General features: G+C 66.2%; 15 protein-coding genes and 2 tRNA genes. 7 read left to right on the forward strand and 10 right to left on the reverse strand.

Features of this window, described 5'->3' with window-relative positions:
• Positions 1-53: 53 nt before the first annotated feature.
• The 4 genes from mgtE to RH857_RS02340 form a co-directional block, all read right to left on the reverse strand.
• Positions 54-1,388 (reverse strand): magnesium transporter, encoded by a 1,335-nt coding sequence (mgtE, locus tag RH857_RS02325; protein WP_310536367.1) that lies wholly within the window; start codon positions 1,386-1,388, stop codon positions 54-56.
• Between the two features lie 256 nt (positions 1,389-1,644).
• A complete protein-coding gene (purH, locus tag RH857_RS02330) occupies positions 1,645-3,279 on the reverse strand; it encodes a bifunctional phosphoribosylaminoimidazolecarboxamide formyltransferase/IMP cyclohydrolase (protein WP_310536368.1) in 1,635 nt (544 codons plus the stop codon).
• A gap of 75 nt (positions 3,280-3,354) precedes the next feature.
• Positions 3,355-4,035, reverse strand: coding sequence for a response regulator (locus RH857_RS02335; RefSeq protein WP_310536369.1), 681 nt, complete (start codon positions 4,033-4,035; stop codon positions 3,355-3,357).
• Positions 4,032-5,240 carry a sensor histidine kinase gene (locus tag RH857_RS02340; RefSeq protein WP_310536370.1) on the reverse strand — a complete coding sequence of 403 codons (1,209 nt, stop codon included), beginning with the start codon at positions 5,238-5,240 and terminating at the stop codon, positions 4,032-4,034. Before RH857_RS02340 ends, RH857_RS02335 begins: the two co-directional genes overlap by 4 nt.
• A gap of 167 nt (positions 5,241-5,407) precedes the next feature.
• On the opposite strand from RH857_RS02340, the gene phoU reads away from it, so the two are divergent.
• Positions 5,408-6,064 carry a phosphate signaling complex protein PhoU gene (phoU, locus tag RH857_RS02345; protein WP_310536371.1) on the forward strand — a complete coding sequence of 219 codons (657 nt, stop codon included), beginning with the start codon at positions 5,408-5,410 and terminating at the stop codon, positions 6,062-6,064.
• A gap of 126 nt (positions 6,065-6,190) precedes the next feature.
• On the opposite strand, the gene RH857_RS02350 is transcribed toward phoU, so the two are convergent.
• From RH857_RS02350 to RH857_RS02360, 3 genes are all read right to left on the reverse strand, one after another.
• Positions 6,191-7,177, reverse strand: coding sequence for a hypothetical protein (locus tag RH857_RS02350; RefSeq protein ID WP_310536372.1), 987 nt, complete (start codon positions 7,175-7,177; stop codon positions 6,191-6,193).
• A gap of 252 nt (positions 7,178-7,429) precedes the next feature.
• Entirely contained in the window at positions 7,430-8,176 is a 747-nt protein-coding gene (locus tag RH857_RS02355; protein WP_310536373.1) for a phosphoglyceromutase, read from the reverse strand.
• 78 nt (positions 8,177-8,254) lie between these two features.
• Positions 8,255-8,584, reverse strand: coding sequence for a DUF2516 family protein (locus RH857_RS02360; protein WP_310536374.1), 330 nt, complete (start codon positions 8,582-8,584; stop codon positions 8,255-8,257).
• A 48-nt stretch (positions 8,585-8,632) separates the two neighbouring features.
• Between RH857_RS02360 and tmk the strand changes: the two genes are divergently transcribed.
• The 5 genes from tmk (at position 8,633) to RH857_RS02385 (ending at position 13,425) form a co-directional block, all read left to right on the forward strand.
• Positions 8,633-9,274, forward strand: a complete 642-nt coding sequence (gene tmk / locus RH857_RS02365; protein ID WP_310536375.1) for a dTMP kinase — start codon at positions 8,633-8,635, stop codon at positions 9,272-9,274.
• Complete coding sequence (locus tag RH857_RS02370) at positions 9,271-10,443, forward strand: DNA polymerase III subunit delta' (protein WP_310536376.1); 1,173 nt, start codon at positions 9,271-9,273, stop codon at positions 10,441-10,443. The genes tmk and RH857_RS02370 overlap by 4 nt, the downstream gene beginning before the upstream one ends.
• Positions 10,433-12,040, forward strand: coding sequence for an alpha/beta hydrolase (locus RH857_RS02375; RefSeq protein WP_310536377.1), 1,608 nt, complete (start codon positions 10,433-10,435; stop codon positions 12,038-12,040). The genes RH857_RS02370 and RH857_RS02375 overlap by 11 nt, the downstream gene beginning before the upstream one ends.
• 141 nt (positions 12,041-12,181) lie before the next feature.
• On the forward strand, positions 12,182-13,237 hold the full coding sequence (locus RH857_RS02380; RefSeq protein ID WP_310536378.1) for a universal stress protein: 1,056 nt from the start codon (positions 12,182-12,184) through the stop codon (positions 13,235-13,237).
• Between the two features lie 115 nt (positions 13,238-13,352).
• A tRNA-Thr gene (locus RH857_RS02385) sits at positions 13,353-13,425 on the forward strand.
• A 7-nt stretch (positions 13,426-13,432) separates the two neighbouring features.
• On the opposite strand, the gene RH857_RS02390 is transcribed toward RH857_RS02385, so the two are convergent.
• On the reverse strand, positions 13,433-13,867 hold the full coding sequence (locus tag RH857_RS02390; RefSeq protein ID WP_310536379.1) for a hypothetical protein: 435 nt from the start codon (positions 13,865-13,867) through the stop codon (positions 13,433-13,435).
• A gap of 12 nt (positions 13,868-13,879) precedes the next feature.
• Positions 13,880-14,866, reverse strand: coding sequence for an NAD(P)H-quinone oxidoreductase (locus RH857_RS02395; protein WP_310536380.1), 987 nt, complete (start codon positions 14,864-14,866; stop codon positions 13,880-13,882).
• Positions 14,867-14,932: 66 nt separating this feature from the next.
• On the opposite strand from RH857_RS02395, the gene RH857_RS02400 reads away from it, so the two are divergent.
• A tRNA-Ser gene (locus RH857_RS02400) sits at positions 14,933-15,018 on the forward strand.
• A 131-nt stretch (positions 15,019-15,149) separates the two neighbouring features.
• On the opposite strand, the gene RH857_RS13650 is transcribed toward RH857_RS02400, so the two are convergent.
• Positions 15,150-15,500 (reverse strand): DUF2752 domain-containing protein, encoded by a 351-nt coding sequence (locus RH857_RS13650; protein ID WP_374761104.1) that lies wholly within the window; start codon positions 15,498-15,500, stop codon positions 15,150-15,152.
• Positions 15,501-15,513: the final 13 nt, after the last annotated feature.

The following is a 15,513-nucleotide window of genomic DNA, read 5'->3' on the forward strand; positions in this document are numbered from 1 at the left end:
GTCCAAACCTATCAACGTTTGGTCCTGGGCCAGGAAGCGCTCCCCTGCCGGCATCAGAGTCCCAGCACCGCCCGGGCGATCATGAAGTAGACGATGAGTCCCGTGGCGTCCACGAACGTGGAGATGAAGGGGTTGGCGAAGACGGCGGGATCGGCACCCAGCTTCTTGCCCAGAATCGGCATCATGCCGCCCGCGGAGGCCGCGAGGGTACAGATGGCCACCAGCGTCAGCCCGATGACGGCTCCGGTGGGCCAGTCCCACCGCCACCCCACCAGCAGCAGACCCAGCACTCCGAGGGCAGAGCCTAGAGTGATGCCCACCCGCACCTCACGCCAGAGGACTTTGAAAACGTCTCGGGTCTGCACGTCGCCCAAGGCAAGAGCGCGGGTCACCGTGGTGGCGGCCTGGTTTCCGGTGTTACCGCCGGTACCAATCAGCAGCGGCACGAACAGCGCAAGCACCACCGCCTCCTCCAGGGTGGCCTCGAAGCTGTCGAGCACCTGTACGGTCAGGGTCGCGCCCAGCGCCAGGACCATGAGCCACACAATGCGGGAGCGCATAATCGTCAGCACCGGAGTGGAGAGGTAGGGGCGGTTCAGCGGCTCCGCGCCACCATGGCGGGCGGCGTCCTCGTTCTCAGCGCGCTCGATGATGTCCAGGGCGTCGTCGACCGTGAAGATGCCCACCACGCGATGCTCCTTGTCGGTGACCGGCATCGCCAGGTGCTTACGATCCGCGCACATACGGGCTGCATCTTCGGCGTCGTGGTCGGCGTCGACTGAGTCGGCTTCCATCATCAGCTCGGAGATCGCGGTGTGGCCTTCGGAGCTGACCAGATCGCGCAGAGACACCACGCCTTTGAGCAGACGCTGCCGGTCCACGACGGGCAGGGTGTAGATGGTCTCGGCGTCTACTCCGGCACGGCGGACCTTCTCCATGGCCTGCTCCACCGACCAGTGCTCGGGAATCGCCACAAACTCCGGGCTCATCTCGCGCCCGATGGTGCCCGAGGGGTAGCCCAGGACGATGTTGGTCAGCGACCGTTCGCGCGGATCCAGGTGGCGCAGCATCTTGCGCGCCACCGAGGCCGGCATCTCATCCATCAGACGGACTCGGTCATCCGGGTCCAGGGACTCGAAGAAGTGGGCGACGTCGGAGTCCTTCAGCCCCTCGATGATCTCGTGCTGCAGTGACTGGTCCAGCATGTCGAAGACTTCGACAGCGGTGTCCTTGGGCAGCAGCCTGAAGGCCACGGCACGGTCCTTGACCCCGAGGCGCTCGAGGAAGTCGACGATGTCGCCCGTATTGAGCTCATCAAGGGCCACGCGCAAGTCGCGAAGGCGCTCATTGCGGATCAGATCTGCCAGGTCGTCGAGCTGTTCGGTCATCGAACACCACCCCTAGGTATGGAAGGTCGAGGTCTGCGGCGGTCATGCGGTGCCCCATGCGGCACCGTGACCTGGACAGGCCTGCGCCGCGGGGCTAGGTACTCGAGCGACTCATACGGTTTAACCTACCCCAATTCTTCAGGTGTGGTGGCCCGCGCCGGCTGACCGGGAGCCGCGAGGTCAGGGACCCGGGCAGCTGCAGGTGTGCGGGCCACCTCGTGGAGAGCGTGGCGCGGTTTCCCGGCCACGAACCAGCTCAGTGGAAGAAGTGACGGGCTCCGGTGAGATACATGGTCAGGCCGGCCTCCGAGGCTGCCGCTACGACTTCCTCGTCCCGCTGGGATCCCCCGGGCTGGACGACTGCTCGCACGCCGGCGGCGATCAGGCTCTGCAGCCCGTCGGCGAAGGGGAAGAACGCGTCCGACGCCGCCACGGATCCTCGTGCGCGCTCCACACCGTCACCGGCCAGGGTGTTGGCTCGCTGCACAGCCAGCCGGCAGGAGTCCAGGCGGTTGACCTGCCCCATGCCGATGCCCACGGTGGCACCCTGGTGGGCCAGCAGGATGGCATTGGACTTCACTGAGCGGACTGCTCGCCAGGCGAACTCGAGATCAGCCAGGGTCTGCTCGTCCGCGGGAGTACCTGCGGCGAGCTTCCAGTGCGCGGGGCTGTCGCCCTCTGCGGAGATCGCATCGGAGGCCTGCAGCAGCATGCCGCCGGAGATCTGCTTGTACTCCACGGCGTCGCGGCTGTGGCCCTCAGCCAGCTGCAGCAGGCGGATGTTCTTCTTCTTGGTGAGGATCTCCAGGGCCTCCGGTGCAAAGCTGGGCGCCGCGATGACCTCGGTGAAGATCTCTGAGACGGTCTGTGCCATCTCGGCGGAGACCTCACGGTTGGTCGCGATGACGCCGCCGAAAGCCGACAGCGGATCGCAGGCGTGGGCGGCGCAATGGGCCTGCGCAATGGTCTCCCCCACGGCCACACCGCACGGGTTGGCGTGTTTGATGATCGCCACTGCGGGCTGGGCGAAGTCGTAGGCGGTGCGCACAGCGGCGTCAGCATCCACGTAGTTGTTGTAGCTCATCGCTTTGCCGTGCAGGACCTGAGCCTGGGCGATGCCGGGAGCCGCACCGTCCTCGGCGTACAGGGCCGCCGGCTGGTGGGAGTTCTCGCCGTAGCGCAGTGTGGAAACCCGCTCCAGGGCCAGTCCGGCATACGGCGGGAAGTGCAGCTTGGCCCGGCGTCCCGGGGCAGGCGCGGTGCTGGGCACATCAGTGGCGGAGTCGGCGTCGAACTCGGTGGAGGTCCAGCGGGCCACCGCGGTGTCGTAGGCGGCGGTGTGGGCGAAGGCCAGAGCAGCCAGGCGCTTGCGCTGGCTCAGGGTGAAGCCGCCCTCCTTGGCGGCAGCCACAGTCTCGCTGTAGCGCAGCGGGTCGACGACGACGGCGACCGAGGCATGGTTCTTCGCCGCGGCACGCACCATGGAAGGTCCGCCGATGTCGATCTTCTCGATGATCTCCTCCTCCGAGGCTCCGGAGGCGACCGTCTCGGCGAAGGGGTAGAGGTTCACGACCACCAGGTCGAAGGGCTGCACCTCGAGCTCCTCGAGCTGGGCGCGGTGGTCCTCACGGCGGCGATCAGCCAGAATGCCGGCATGCACGCGGGGGTGCAGAGTCTTCACGCGACCGTCGAGGCACTCGGGGAACCCGGTGATCTCCGAGACCTCGGTGACCGGCACACCGGCCGCTGCAATGCGTGAGGCGGTGGAGCCGGTGGAAACCAGTTCGACGCCGGCCTCGTGCAGTCCGCGGGCCAGATCCTCCAGCCCGGTCTTGTCATAGACGGAGACGAGAGCTCGTGTGATGGGCTGGGTGGACTCTGCGCTGGTCATACGCGCTCCTTCGTCATTCTCCGGTTCGGGCCACCGACCAGTCTACGGTGCTGCTCCAGGCGGTGGGGCGCAGTCTCAGGCGTCGAACTTATAGCCCAGGCCTCGTACGGTGACGAGCAGCTTGGGTTTGGCCGGGTCGTTTTCAATCTTGGTGCGCAGACGCTTGACGTGCACATCCAGGGTCTTGGTGTCTCCGACGTAGTCCGATCCCCACACCCGGTCGATGATCTGGCCGCGCGTGAGCACGCGCCCGGCGTTGCGCATGAGGATCTCCAGGAGCTCGAACTCCTTCAGGGGCAGGTTCACCTTGCGTCCGCCCACCTCCACAATGTGGCGCTCGATGTCCATACGAACCGGTCCGGCGTAGATGGTCGCCGCATCCTCGGACTCGGGTTCAATGTGCCGGCGCAGCACGGCGCGCACGCGGGCGAGCAGTTCTCGTGAGGAGTAGGGCTTGGTGACGTAGTCGTCGGCGCCGAGCTCCAGGCCCACCACCTTGTCGATCTCCGAGTCCTTGGCGGTGAGCATGATCACGGGCACATTGGAGCGGGCCCTGATCTGGCGGCACACCTCGGTGCCGGGCTGGCCTGGAAGCATGAGGTCCAGCAGCACCAGGTCTGCGCCTTCCTTGTCGAAGACCTCGAGAGCCTCGACGCCGTCCTCGGCGACGGTGACCTCGTACCCCTCCTTCTGCAGGGTGTACGAGAGCGCCTCGGAGAAGGAGGCCTCGTCTTCGACGATGAGAATCCTGGTCACGCGTTTCCTCCGATGTCATCAGTTCTTGTCAGGGTGCGGGTGAGACCCTCGGCAGAGGACAGGCCGGTGAGATCATCCAGGCCCTCCTCCAACTCCGGGAGACGGACGGTGAACGTCGAGCCCCGTCCGGGCTGGGACCACAGCGCCACCTCGCCGCCGTGGTTGGTGATGACGTGCTTGACGATGCTCAGCCCCAGACCGGTGCCCCCGGTCTGACGTGAGCGGGCGGCGTCGACTCGGTAGAAGCGCTCAAAGATGCGCTCCTGGTTCTCCGGGGCGATGCCGATGCCCTGGTCCGTGATGGTGACCTGGGCGATGCCGTCGCGGCTGGAGAGCCCGACCCCCACGCGGGTGTTCTCCGGGGAGTACCGGACGGCGTTGTCGATGAGGTTGCGGAACGCCATCGTGAGCTGGTCGTGGTCGCCGTGGACCCGCCGCGGCAGCCGTCCGCCGACTTTCAGGTCGATGTTCTTGGCCTCAGCGGGAAGCCTGGAGCGATCCACTGCCTCGGCGATCACATGGTTTAAGTCCACAGGGCGTCCTGCGTGCACCACGTTCTTGCCCTGCACGCGGGAGAGCTCGATGATGTCCTGAACCAGGGCGGCGAGCCGGTTGGACTCCTTGTGCAGACGCTGGGAGAAGCGGGAGACGGCCTCGGGGTCGTCGGCGGCGTCCTCGATCGTCTCGGCCAGCAGCGAGATCGCGCCCACCGGCGTTTTCAGCTCGTGAGAGACGTTGGCGACGAAGTCGTTGCGAACTGCCTCGGTCCGGGAGACCTCGGTGCGGTCATCGGCCAGCACCAGGATGTACTCGTCGCCCAGGGGCGCCACGCGCAGATGCACCACCATCGAGGTCTCCCCCTGCAGACCGCGGGGAAGCTCCAGCTGCTGGTCGATGATGACCCCGTCGGCCCGTACCTTCGCGGTGAGCTCAAGAATGGGCGAATGGACCACGGTGTGCCCCCGCACCAGTCCGAACGCATAGGCGGCTGGATTGGCTCTCACCACTCCGTCCACGGTGTCGACCACGATGTAGGCCAGACCCAGGGAGGCCAGGACCTCGGTCGCGCCTTCCGGCATGGTGGGTTCGTCCACGTCGATGCCCATCGCGCGCTGCTTTTCGCTGACACGAAAGGCGTGCATGCCGAGCACTCCGACGGCGAGGCCGACGACGCCGGCGAGGGCGGCAGTGAGCAAAGGGTCCACGACTGTCTAGCTTAGGGCGCCGTTCACCTTTCGGTTGCCAATTGGACGATATGACGTCGAGCGTTCAACTACAGTTCACCTTCCCGTTGCTTGTCCTATCAGCCGGCGTTCACCTGAAACAACAAGGATGGGAGGGCAAACTGTGCGTACCGGAAAGGACCCTCAACGTGCGCAAGCTCTTCCAAGAAGACCTTCACAACCTCGGTGATCAGCTGACCGAGATCGCTTCCCTGGTCGGGGAGGCGATGGACAAGGCCTATACCGCCTTCGAGACCGCGGATGTACAGCTGGCTGATGAGGTGATCGCCGCGGATGTGCGCATCGACAACCTGCAGCATGACCTCGACGAGAAGGCCATCGAGCTGCTGGCCCTCCAGGGTCCCGTGGCCGGTGACCTGCGACTGATCGTCGGCGCTCTGCGCATGTCCACCTCGCTCGAGCGCATGGGCGACCTGGCCCGGCACATCGCTCAGCTGGTGCGTCTGCGCTATCCCGATCACGTCGCGCCCGAGACCCTGAAGGACGTCTACGCGAAGCTGGCCGGAAACGGCCTGCAGATCGCCCGCAAGCTGGTGCAGCTGCTGGAGACTCGTGACCTGGAGCTGGTGCATGAGATTCACGCCCTGAACGAGCAGATCAACGCTCTGCACGCGGGAGTCTTCACCACCATCGCCGCCAACGAGTGGACGCAGTCGGCAGCCACCACCGCTGACTGCACACTGGCCAGCCGCTACTTCGAGCGCTTCGGCGACCACGGCGTCTCCGTGGCTAAGAAGGTGCACTACCTGGTGACCGGCGAGTGGGAAGTCGCTACCGACGCCTGAGCCTCCCCGGCGGAGACTCGTCGGTTCAGAAAGTGTGCCGAAACTGCAGCAACTCCGGGCCGCAGAGCCGGGAAGACGCGGTTTCGGCACACTTTTTGCGTGCGCGCTAGGCAGCACTGCAGGGAACTACGTGCTGCGAGACAGATGCTCCTTGATCCGTCGGATCATCGGTTGGAACTTCTGGTTCAGATCCACTCGGTTGGCCAGCACCACGCGCCATCCGGCTGACTCGAATGCCGCGTTTCTGCGCTGATCCCGGGCCTGCTGCTCGGCGTTGAAGTGCCCCTCGCCGTCGTACTGGATCACCAGTTTCGAACCCGGGTAGCCGGCGTCGCCCGTGGGAGAGAAGCGGTCGGCCGGGTTCAGCAGAATGTGCAGGTGGGGCTCGGGCAGGCCTGCATCGATCAACGCTAAACGCATCAGATTCTCCGGCGGCGAATCCGAGCCCACGCGCACCCTCTCCAGGGCCATGCGGGCCCGACCGATCCCTCTCCGGCCTCGCTGGGCGGTCACGTCAGCATGCAGGGCCGGCAGGGTGATGTGGGGCTCGGTCCGGTGCTCCCATTGCGGATAGGGCTCACGCACCAGCTGATCCCCCAGACACACCAGCTCCCTCAGGCTGAGGTAGCGCGCCGTGTCAACGAACAGCTGACCTGGGGTCGAGACCGGAATGCCGCGGATCCCGTGAAGGGCGGGCATGCTCTTGACCCGGTGCAGCCGCACCCTTGAGTCGGTGCCGAAGCAGTGATGGAGAGCGGTGAGATCGATCAGGGGCTGCGACAGCCGGTGTGGCAGCTGCAGGCCGTAGAGCCACGCGGCGGTGACATGACTGACCCACACTGCAGTACTTCTCCTACACAGGACCCGCAGAAGGTCCCAGTCAGGTGCCCCGATATTCGCATCAGCACCCAAAGAGAGGCTCATCACCGGGAGCGCGTCGCCCCGTCGCACTGTTCCCGGCTGAGCGGCGGGCACATGCTGGTAAGTGGCTCTGGCGAGACGTACGACGTCGGGCGCCTTCGGCCGCGCATCAGCCACACCGAGCGCCACAGCCTGGGCTCGGGTGAACAACCGACCCTGCAGCGCTTGGGGCAGCGGACGAAGACGGGGCATATCTCCACTTTGTCCGTCCGGGCATCCCGTGGCCTCTGACGGCTCACACTGGCCCACACTGCCGCGCGTCGTTCCTCGGAAACCACCCGCTGGGGAAAGGACCCGAACCGCCGCAGCGCCCCTCCCCGAAAAGAAGTGTGCCGAAACTGCAGCAACTCCGGGCAGCAGAGCCCAGTTGCCGCATTTTCGGCACACTATTCCTCAGCGCACGCCGCTGCTAGCAGTGCGTCAGGCCGCCTCTCGGGCGAGACGCTACTTCTTGCCCTGGTTGGCCACCGCCTCGATCGCGTCCTTGGCCGCCTCGGGGTCCAGGTAGGTGCCACCGGGGTTCAGGGGCTTGAAGTTTTCATCCAGTGTGTAGTGCAGCGGAATGCCGGTGGGGATGTTCAGCCCGGCGATGTCCTCATCCGAAATGCCGTCGAGGTGCTTCACCAGAGCGCGAAGCGAGTTACCGTGAGCGGCCAGCAGCACGGTCTTGCCGGAGGTCAGATCAGCCTGGACCTCGGACTCGAAGTAGGGCACAAAGCGCTCGACGACGTCCTTCAGGCACTCAGTCTGCGGCGCGGCATCGCCGAGGTCCGCATAGCGGGGATCGCCAGCCTGGGAGTACTCGTCGTCGGCGTCGATGGCCGGCGGCGGAGTGTCGTAGGACCGGCGCCAGGTCATGAACTGCTCGTCACCGTAGGTCTCGCGCACCTGGGTCTTGTCCTTACCCTGGAGTGCACCGTAGTGACGCTCGTTCAAGCGCCAGTCGCGCTTGACCGGGATCCACAGGCGGTCAGCGGCCTCCAGCGCCAGATGTGCGGTGGTGATGGCGCGCTGCAGCAGCGAGGTGTGGACGACGTCGGGCAGCAGGTTGTGCTCCTTGAGCAGCTCACCACCGCGAGCAGCCTCGGCACGCCCCTGCTCGGTCAGCTGGACGTCCACCCATCCGGTGAAGAGGTTCTTCTGGTTCCAGTCGCTCTGTCCGTGGCGGAGCAGAATCAGGTCATAGGCCATGGGAGGTCCCTTTCATCGTCAGGGGTATTCGGTCGGGCAAGTCAGGAGCTGGACAGCGTCTTCAGGAGGCTTGCGTCTTCAGGAGACTTCGGGGTCCACGTCGGTGAGGTAGACCAGGGCCATGCAGGCGGCGGCCACAGGGAACAGCAGGCCAAAGGGACCGGCTCCCAGGAATCCGAACAGCGCCAGCACGCAGGCACCACCGGTCATGCCCAGCCAGAAGCCCTTGGTGCGCTTGAAGGCGACGTCAAAGCGCTCAGCCCTCTTGGGCAGGCACTTGACCAGAGCAACCACCGCCAGGATCAGACACACCAGCGAGAAGGCGCTCATCAGGAGCCCCTCGGTGAGCCGGACCGCATTCCAGAGCGGACTTGAGGCAAGGGTCGTAATCACAGACGCTGTTCCCATGTGCACCACTTTACTGCCCGTGTCCCCCACCCCCGGTAGGCTGGTCGGGTGACTGAGCAGATAAGCCGAACCCCGGGAGTGTTCATCGCCCTTGAGGGCGGTGACGGGTCCGGAAAGACCACGCAGCTCGGCATACTCCACCAGTGGCTCAGCGAATCCGGGCGCACCGTGGTGCGCACTCGCGAACCCGGCGGCACCCAGATCGGCGAGCGCATCCGCAGCCTGCTGCTGGAGCACGACCAAGGAGAGGTCGACCCGCGCACCGAGGCGCTGCTCTTTGCGGCCTCGCGCGCCGCTCACGTCACCCAGACCATTCGCCCAGCCCTCCAGGCCGGCAGCGTCGTCCTCTGTGATCGATACATCGACTCCTCCGTGGCCTACCAGGGCGCCGGCCGCGGACTGGGCACCGAGGACATCGCCCAGCTGAACGACTGGGCCACCGAGGGCCTGCAACCGGACCTGACCGTGGTGCTGGATGTGGACCCCGAGCGGGCTCGGGCTCGGCGGGCCGGGCGCACCGGCGGCGAGGACCGCATCGAGTCCTCTGACGCCGACTTCCACGCCCGGCTGCGCGAGGCTTTCCTGGCGCGCGCAGCCGCCGAGCCACAGCGCTACCTGATCCTGGACGCCGAGGACTCGGTCGAGGCCATTCACTCCTTGATCCGCGAGCGCGTGGAGGCTCTGCTGTGACCGCCGTGAGCCAAGACGTCTTCTCCGAACTGGTGGGGCAGGATGCCCAGGTCCAGCAGCTGCGCACGGCGGCGTCGTCGTCGACCCCCACTCACGCCTGGCTGTTCACCGGTCCGCCGGGCTCCGGACGCTCCAATGCGGCCCGGGCCTTTGCCGCCGCGCTGAATTGTGAGCGCGCTCCCGAGGCGCCCGGCTGCGGCCAGTGCCGCTCGTGCTCCCTGGTGGCTGCCGGTTCCCACCCGGCGGTCTCGCTGGTCTCCACCGAGAACGTCAGCTACCGGATTGAGGATGTCCGCGAGCTCGTCACCACCGCCCAGGACCGCCCCCAGGGCGCCCGCTGGCGCGTGATCGTGATGGAGGACGCCGACCGCATGACCGAACGCGCCACGAATGTGCTCCTGAAGGCCATCGAAGAACCACCGCCGCAGACCATCTGGGTGCTCTGCGCGCCCTCCCCGGCAGATGTGCTGGTGACCATTCGCTCCAGGTGCCGGCACGTGAGCCTGCGCATTCCACCCGCCGACGCGGTGGCCCAGCTGCTGGTCGCCCGGGACGGGCTCAACGAGCAGCAGGCTGCCTTTGCCGCACGCGTCTCACAGAGCCACATTGGGGTGGCCCGCAGGCTGGCCCGGGATGAAGAAGCGCGACGACGCCGGGAGCAGGTGGTCTCCCTTCCCCTGAAGGTCCGCTCGGCCTCCGCCGCGGTGCTCGCGGCCGGTGAGCTGGTCGCCAATGCCCAGGCTGACGCCGAGGCGGAGTCCGAGGCTCGCCTGGCCCAGGAGCAGGCCGGGCTCCGCCGTTCCCTGGGGCTGGAGCCCGAGGAGAAGATCCCGCCGAAGCTGCGCGCTCAGTTCAAGCGGCTGGAGGAGGAGAGCGCCCGGCGGGCCAAACGTGCGGTGACCGATGCGCTCGATCGGACCCTGATCGACCTGACCGCAGTCTACCGGGACGTGCTCAGCCTGAAGCTGGAGGCCGGCGTCGAGCTGGTCAACGAACACCTGCGCCAGGAGCTGAGTGAGTATGCCGACCTGCTCAGCGCCGAGCAGGCCCTGGGCTGCTTGGATGCGCTGAGCACCGCGCGCGTGCGCATCGGACAGAACGTTCCGCCGCTGCTGGCGGTTGAGGCACTGATGATGACCCTGATCCCGAGGAGAAGCCGTGCTGCCTGATTCCACCCGTCCCGCCCTGGGGGCCGCCCTCGCCGCTGCGCTGCTGCTCAGCGCCTGCGGCACCGGAGAGGACACCGAGCCTCAGCCGGAGGGAACGCTCTCCCCAGAAACTGGTCACGGGACGGCTGAGCCGGAGGCTGGAGCGCAGGGGCACGACGACGTCGACGCACCCCCGGCAGATGAGCCTCCCTCTCCGGAGCTTCAGGAGTTCTATGACCAGCAGGTGGACTGGCAGGAATGCGACGACGCCGAGCACTGCGCCACTGTCCGGGTCCCGCTGGACTATGACGATCCCGAGGGTGGAGAGATCGAGATCGAGCTGGTCGCGGACTCCGTGGAACAGGATCAGCCGTACCTGCTGACCAACCCGGGTGGTCCGGGCGAGTCCGGCGTGGACATCGTGGCGGACTACGCCTCCGCAATGTTCACCGACGAGCTGCGCGAGAGCTACAACCTGGTGGGCTTTGATCCCCGAGGCGTCTACCGCTCCGAGGGTCTGACCTGTATGAGCGATGAGGAGATGGATCAGTACCGTCAGCAGGTCACGGAGGAGGACCTCGACGACGACGCCGCCTACGCCGAAGCCCAGGAACAGGCCCGCGAGCTCGGCGAGCAGTGTGCCCAGCGCAGCGGTGAGATCCTTGCCCACGTAGATACGTTCTCTGCCGCTCGTGACATGGACATCCTCCGCGCCGCCCTGGGCGAGCAGCAGCTGCACTACCTGGGCTTCTCCTACGGGACCAAGCTCGGGCTGGCCTACGCCCAGGAGCACCCCGAGCGGGTAGGCCGCTTTGTGCTGGACTCCATGGTGGATGTGACCGTACCGGCCCATGAGCTGTCCCTGGCACAGGCCGTGGGATTCGAGACGGCACTGGAGGGCTTCTCCGAGTGGTGCGTGGAGCAGGAAAGCTGCCCCGCAGCATCTCCTGATGAGGTTGTCAGCACCGTTCAGGGTCTTTTTGAGCAGATCAGCGAGGAACCGGTGACGGCCCCGGACGGCCGCACCATGAATGTCTCCACCCTGGTCAGCGGCTTCATCACGCCGATGTATGTCCCGGAGGGTTGGCCCATCCTGCTGCAGGCGCTCAACGCCGCTCTCGAAGAGCAGGACTACTACGCCTTCCAATTCCTGGCCGACCAGCAGGCCGGACGGGGCAGCGATGGCACTTACGACTGGATCAACACCTGGGCCTTCCGAGGGGTCATGTGCCTGGATTACCCCATGGCCGAGACGCAGGAGCAGATCGAGGCGGAGTACGAAGAGATGGTTGACGCCGCTCCCACCTTCGGTCCGTACCTGGGGCACAGCGGTGTGCTGTGCGCCGAGTGGCCCCACGAGCCGGTCAACGAACCGTGGGAGCCTGAGCTTGACGGGGTTGACGAGGTCCTGTTCATCGGCACCACGGGAGACCCGGCCACCCCCGTGCAGTGGGCTGAGCACATGCACGAACTGGTTCCCGAATCCTCCCTGCTGATCTTCGAGGGCGAGGGGCACATTGCCTACCGGCCCGGCCACGACTGCGTGGTAGAGCGCGTGGAGGACTACCTGCTTCACGGCGAGCTCTTCTCCGGCGCCCAGCAGTGCTCAGCGTCATGACGCGTAGCTCGAGACGCCGCGCTCGGGACTGAATTCGATCTAACCCGCAGATCAAACCTGTACTGTGACGTGAGCCACTGCTAGCCTGCCCTTACCGGGAGACAACGGGGTCTTCCGGTCACTCACCTTTGGGAGGTTCGCGTGGCCACAGACACGGCACACAATCCTTCGGCTTCGGCCAGCACACGATCACTTGGGGTCCTCGTGGGCTTCGACGGCTCTGACCATGCCCGGCGCGCCCTGCACTGGGCGGCGGTGGAGGCCCAGCGTCGAGGACTTCCACTGAGCATCATCACTGCATTCACCGTGCCACCAGCGGTCTCCGGCTGGGGAGATCCCGGCGCTGAGATCACCGGGGACACCCTGGCCCGCCGCGGAGCGGAGGATGTGCTTGAGCAGGCGCGGGACTATCTGGAGGGTTATTCCGGAGACGTGAGCTACCGGGTGGAGTACGGGGACGCCGCGGGGGTGCTGGTGGCCCACTCCTCCAACGCAGAGATGGCCGCGGTGGGCGCGCGAGGACGTGGCGGCTTTATCGGTCGGGTCCTCGGCTCGGTGTCCTCTGCCCTCCCCGCCCACGCCGAATGCCCCACGGTGGTGGTGGACCGTTCCTACCACCCCAAGGAGGGCACCGGCGCCGAGAGGTTCCAGGTCGAGGACGACCGTCCGGTCGTGGTGGGAATCGACGGATCCACCGGCTCCCGCGTTGCGGCGCTGAAGGCGGCCGAGGCCGCGGTCTCGCGTGGTGTGGCGCTGCGGGTCGTGATGGCCGTTCCGCCGCTGGATGCGGCGCTGCTGTGGTACCCGGAGCTGGGACCCCGGGATGACTGGGAGGTGACCGTACGGCGTCGTCGGGAGCTGGAGGACCGGCTGGAGGTCCAGGTGCGGTGGCTTTCGCGGCACTTTGACCATCTGGTCATCACCGCCAGCGTGACGGACGGGCTGCCCATCGAGGTGCTGCGCGAAGAGACCAAAGGTGCTCAGCTGACCGTGGTCGGCACACGCGGACGCGGCGCCATTGCGGCCACGCTGCTGGGGTCGACCTCATCAGGTGTTCTGCTGCACGCCTCAGGCCCGGTCATGGTGGTCCCCTCATCGGAGGATCCGCGGCTGGAAAGCGACGGAGCGGCGCGCGAGGCCGGACGTAGCGCACCCGTTCCGGTGGAGCCGGCCTCCGCGGAGAGCCAGAACAGCTGACCGCGCGGGCAGTGACCGCGGTGCGGATGGGACGCGCCGCGGTCAACTAGCGCGGGAGCCGGGCGGAGCGGTAAAGTAGCTGATTGCGCCGAGAGGATGCTTCCGCACGGCGCAGGCCACCTTAGCTCAGTCGGTAGAGCAATTCACTCGTAATGAATAGGTCGCCGGTTCGATTCCGGCAGGTGGCTCCGTTATCTACTCCCCTGCCAGGGCCGCTTCCGCGTCCTGCAGGCAGCTCATTACCTGATCCGCGCGTCGCCGCACTGCTTCCACCGTGCCGTGCTGCAGGCGAGCCATGGCTGCCGCCTCGGCGGTGGTGGCCAGGTGGTTGGCCGCACGGGACAGGCAGGAGTGAAGCCGGTTCGCGGCACCGCCGGGAACCTGCATTCCCTCGGCCGGGTACACCTCATGCGCCGTGCGGCAGAGGTCATAAACCGTGGGCAGCTGTTCGGCGAGCTCATCTCCGATGAGCACCAGCTGATTGTGCAGCTGGTCATCCTCCACACCCTCAAGAATCTGATGGTAGCGGTCCAGCCCTCGCACATAGCGGTCATGGGCCTGCCGCCAGAGTCCGGTGCCAAGCTCCTTCTCCATCCGGCGGGCACGACGACGGCGTGTGAACAGCTTCATGATCACCAGAGTTTACAGCCGCAGCAGGACTTTGCCGGTGTGTTCTCCGGAGTCGAAGTACTCCTGGGCCGCGCGCGCCTCATCAAAGCCGAAGACCTTGTTCGTCTGAATGCTGATCTGGCCGTTCTCGATCAGCGGCCAGATCTCCTCCCCCACGCCGCGCACAATCTCAGCTTTGGCGTCGGCACCGCGGGACCGCAGGGTAGTGGCAATGATCCGCAGGCGCTTGGCCAGCATCAGCCCCAGATCGGCCTCAGCCTTGCGGCCACCCATCAGGCCAATGATCACCAGGCGCCCATCCGGTGCCAGGGACTTCAGGTTGGCCTGAAGATACTTGGCTCCGACGACGTCGAAGATGACATCGACTCCGCGGCCATCGGTGAGCTCTTTGACCCGTGAGACGAGGTCTTCCTCGCGGTAGTTGATGGCGTGCGCGGCTCCGAGCTGCTCGGCAAGCTGGGCCTTCTCGGCGTTGCCTACTGTCGTGAGAGCCGTTGCGCCTAGTGCCGAGAGGTACTGCAGCGCAAAAGTGCCGATGCCTCCGGTGCCGCCGTGAACAAGCACCGTCTCCCTTGGCGCCACCTTGGCCTCACCGCGCAGATTGGAGTGCACGGTGGCTGCGACTTCGATGAGGCCTGCGGCGTCCACCAGGTCCACTCCCGCAGGAACCGGAAGTACGTGCCGGGCGTCGACGGAGACTTTCTCGGCGTAGGCGCCTCCTGCCAGCAGAGCCACCACCTGCTTGCCCTTCAGCTCCTGCACCCAGGCGTCGCTGCCCTCTCCCACGGCGGCCACCACTCCGGAGACTTCCAGTCCGGGGATGTTCGTGACGCCTTTCGGCGGCGGATAGACGCCGATGCGCTGCATGACATCAGCTCGGTTGAGGCCCACGCCGGCCACCTCGATCAGCACTTCGCCCGCGCCGGGCACGGGGTCCGGCACTTCGGTGAGGTCCAGCACTTCGGGACCTCCTGCCCCGTTGTAGAGGTAGGCGCGCATCGGTTCACTCTCCTGGGCTCGGGGACGTCTATGAAGTTGATACCATGTCAGGGCGCTTCATGCGCTGGTGCGGTGACCGAGCGGCCGAAGGTGACGGTCTTGAAAACCGTTGTAGGCAACCCCTACCGTGGGTTCGAATCCCACCCGCACCGCCGTTGGGCCCCGCTGGGTGATGACTAATTATGGTACGCCCGGCTCTGAAGCGGGGGTATTAAGCGATGAGGCAACTTTATCCGTCCCTCCTGCCAGATGCACCGTGCATGGCACCTCCCCCCTGAGGTCCTCAGAGCGACGACAGCAGATGGGCGTTCCGAACGAAAGTTAAGGGGACGGGAGTCAGGATAAGGACTAGGAGCACACGCAGGTCCACCGCATCGAGCCGCAGCCTTGCCGTGGGGCCGGCCCATATTCGGAACGCTGGACTACAAAGGAGCCAGATCGCTCCAAGAACCAGCAATACGACCCAAATGTTGCTTTGAACCGCAGCAAAGACGTTGCCGCTAGACAATGCTTGGACCGCACGACTCCCACCGCATCCAGGACATAGGACCCCGTAGCTCTCGTAAATCCCGCACGGGGGAATGAGACTAAGCATGTCCGAGCGGGAAAACAGGTAGAGACCGCCGATTCCCATACCGAGGACTCCG

The sequence above is a fragment of the Nesterenkonia flava genome, from assembly GCF_031432335.1.
Classification (GTDB): Bacteria; Actinomycetota; Actinomycetes; order Actinomycetales; family Micrococcaceae; genus Nesterenkonia; species Nesterenkonia flava.

What these genes read in the sequence shown, in the direction of transcription:
- RH857_RS02355 (WP_310536373.1), bottom strand. Translation starts at nt 8,176, where the DNA reads ATGGCCTATGACCTGATTCTGCTCCGCCACGGACAGAGCGACTGGAAC.
- RH857_RS02360 (WP_310536374.1), bottom strand. Translation starts at nt 8,584, where the DNA reads ATGGGAACAGCGTCTGTGATTACGACCCTTGCCTCAAGTCCGCTCTGG.
- RH857_RS02390 (WP_310536379.1), bottom strand. Translation starts at nt 13,867, where the DNA reads ATGAAGCTGTTCACACGCCGTCGTCGTGCCCGCCGGATGGAGAAGGAG.
- RH857_RS13650 (WP_374761104.1), bottom strand. Translation starts at nt 15,500, where the DNA reads ATGGGAATCGGCGGTCTCTACCTGTTTTCCCGCTCGGACATGCTTAGT.
- RH857_RS02395 (WP_310536380.1), bottom strand. Translation starts at nt 14,866, where the DNA reads ATGCGCGCCTACCTCTACAACGGGGCAGGAGGTCCCGAAGTGCTGGAC.
- mgtE (WP_310536367.1), bottom strand. Translation starts at nt 1,388, where the DNA reads ATGACCGAACAGCTCGACGACCTGGCAGATCTGATCCGCAATGAGCGC.
- purH (WP_310536368.1), bottom strand. Translation starts at nt 3,279, where the DNA reads ATGACCAGCGCAGAGTCCACCCAGCCCATCACACGAGCTCTCGTCTCC.
- RH857_RS02350 (WP_310536372.1), bottom strand. Translation starts at nt 7,177, where the DNA reads ATGCCCCGTCTTCGTCCGCTGCCCCAAGCGCTGCAGGGTCGGTTGTTC.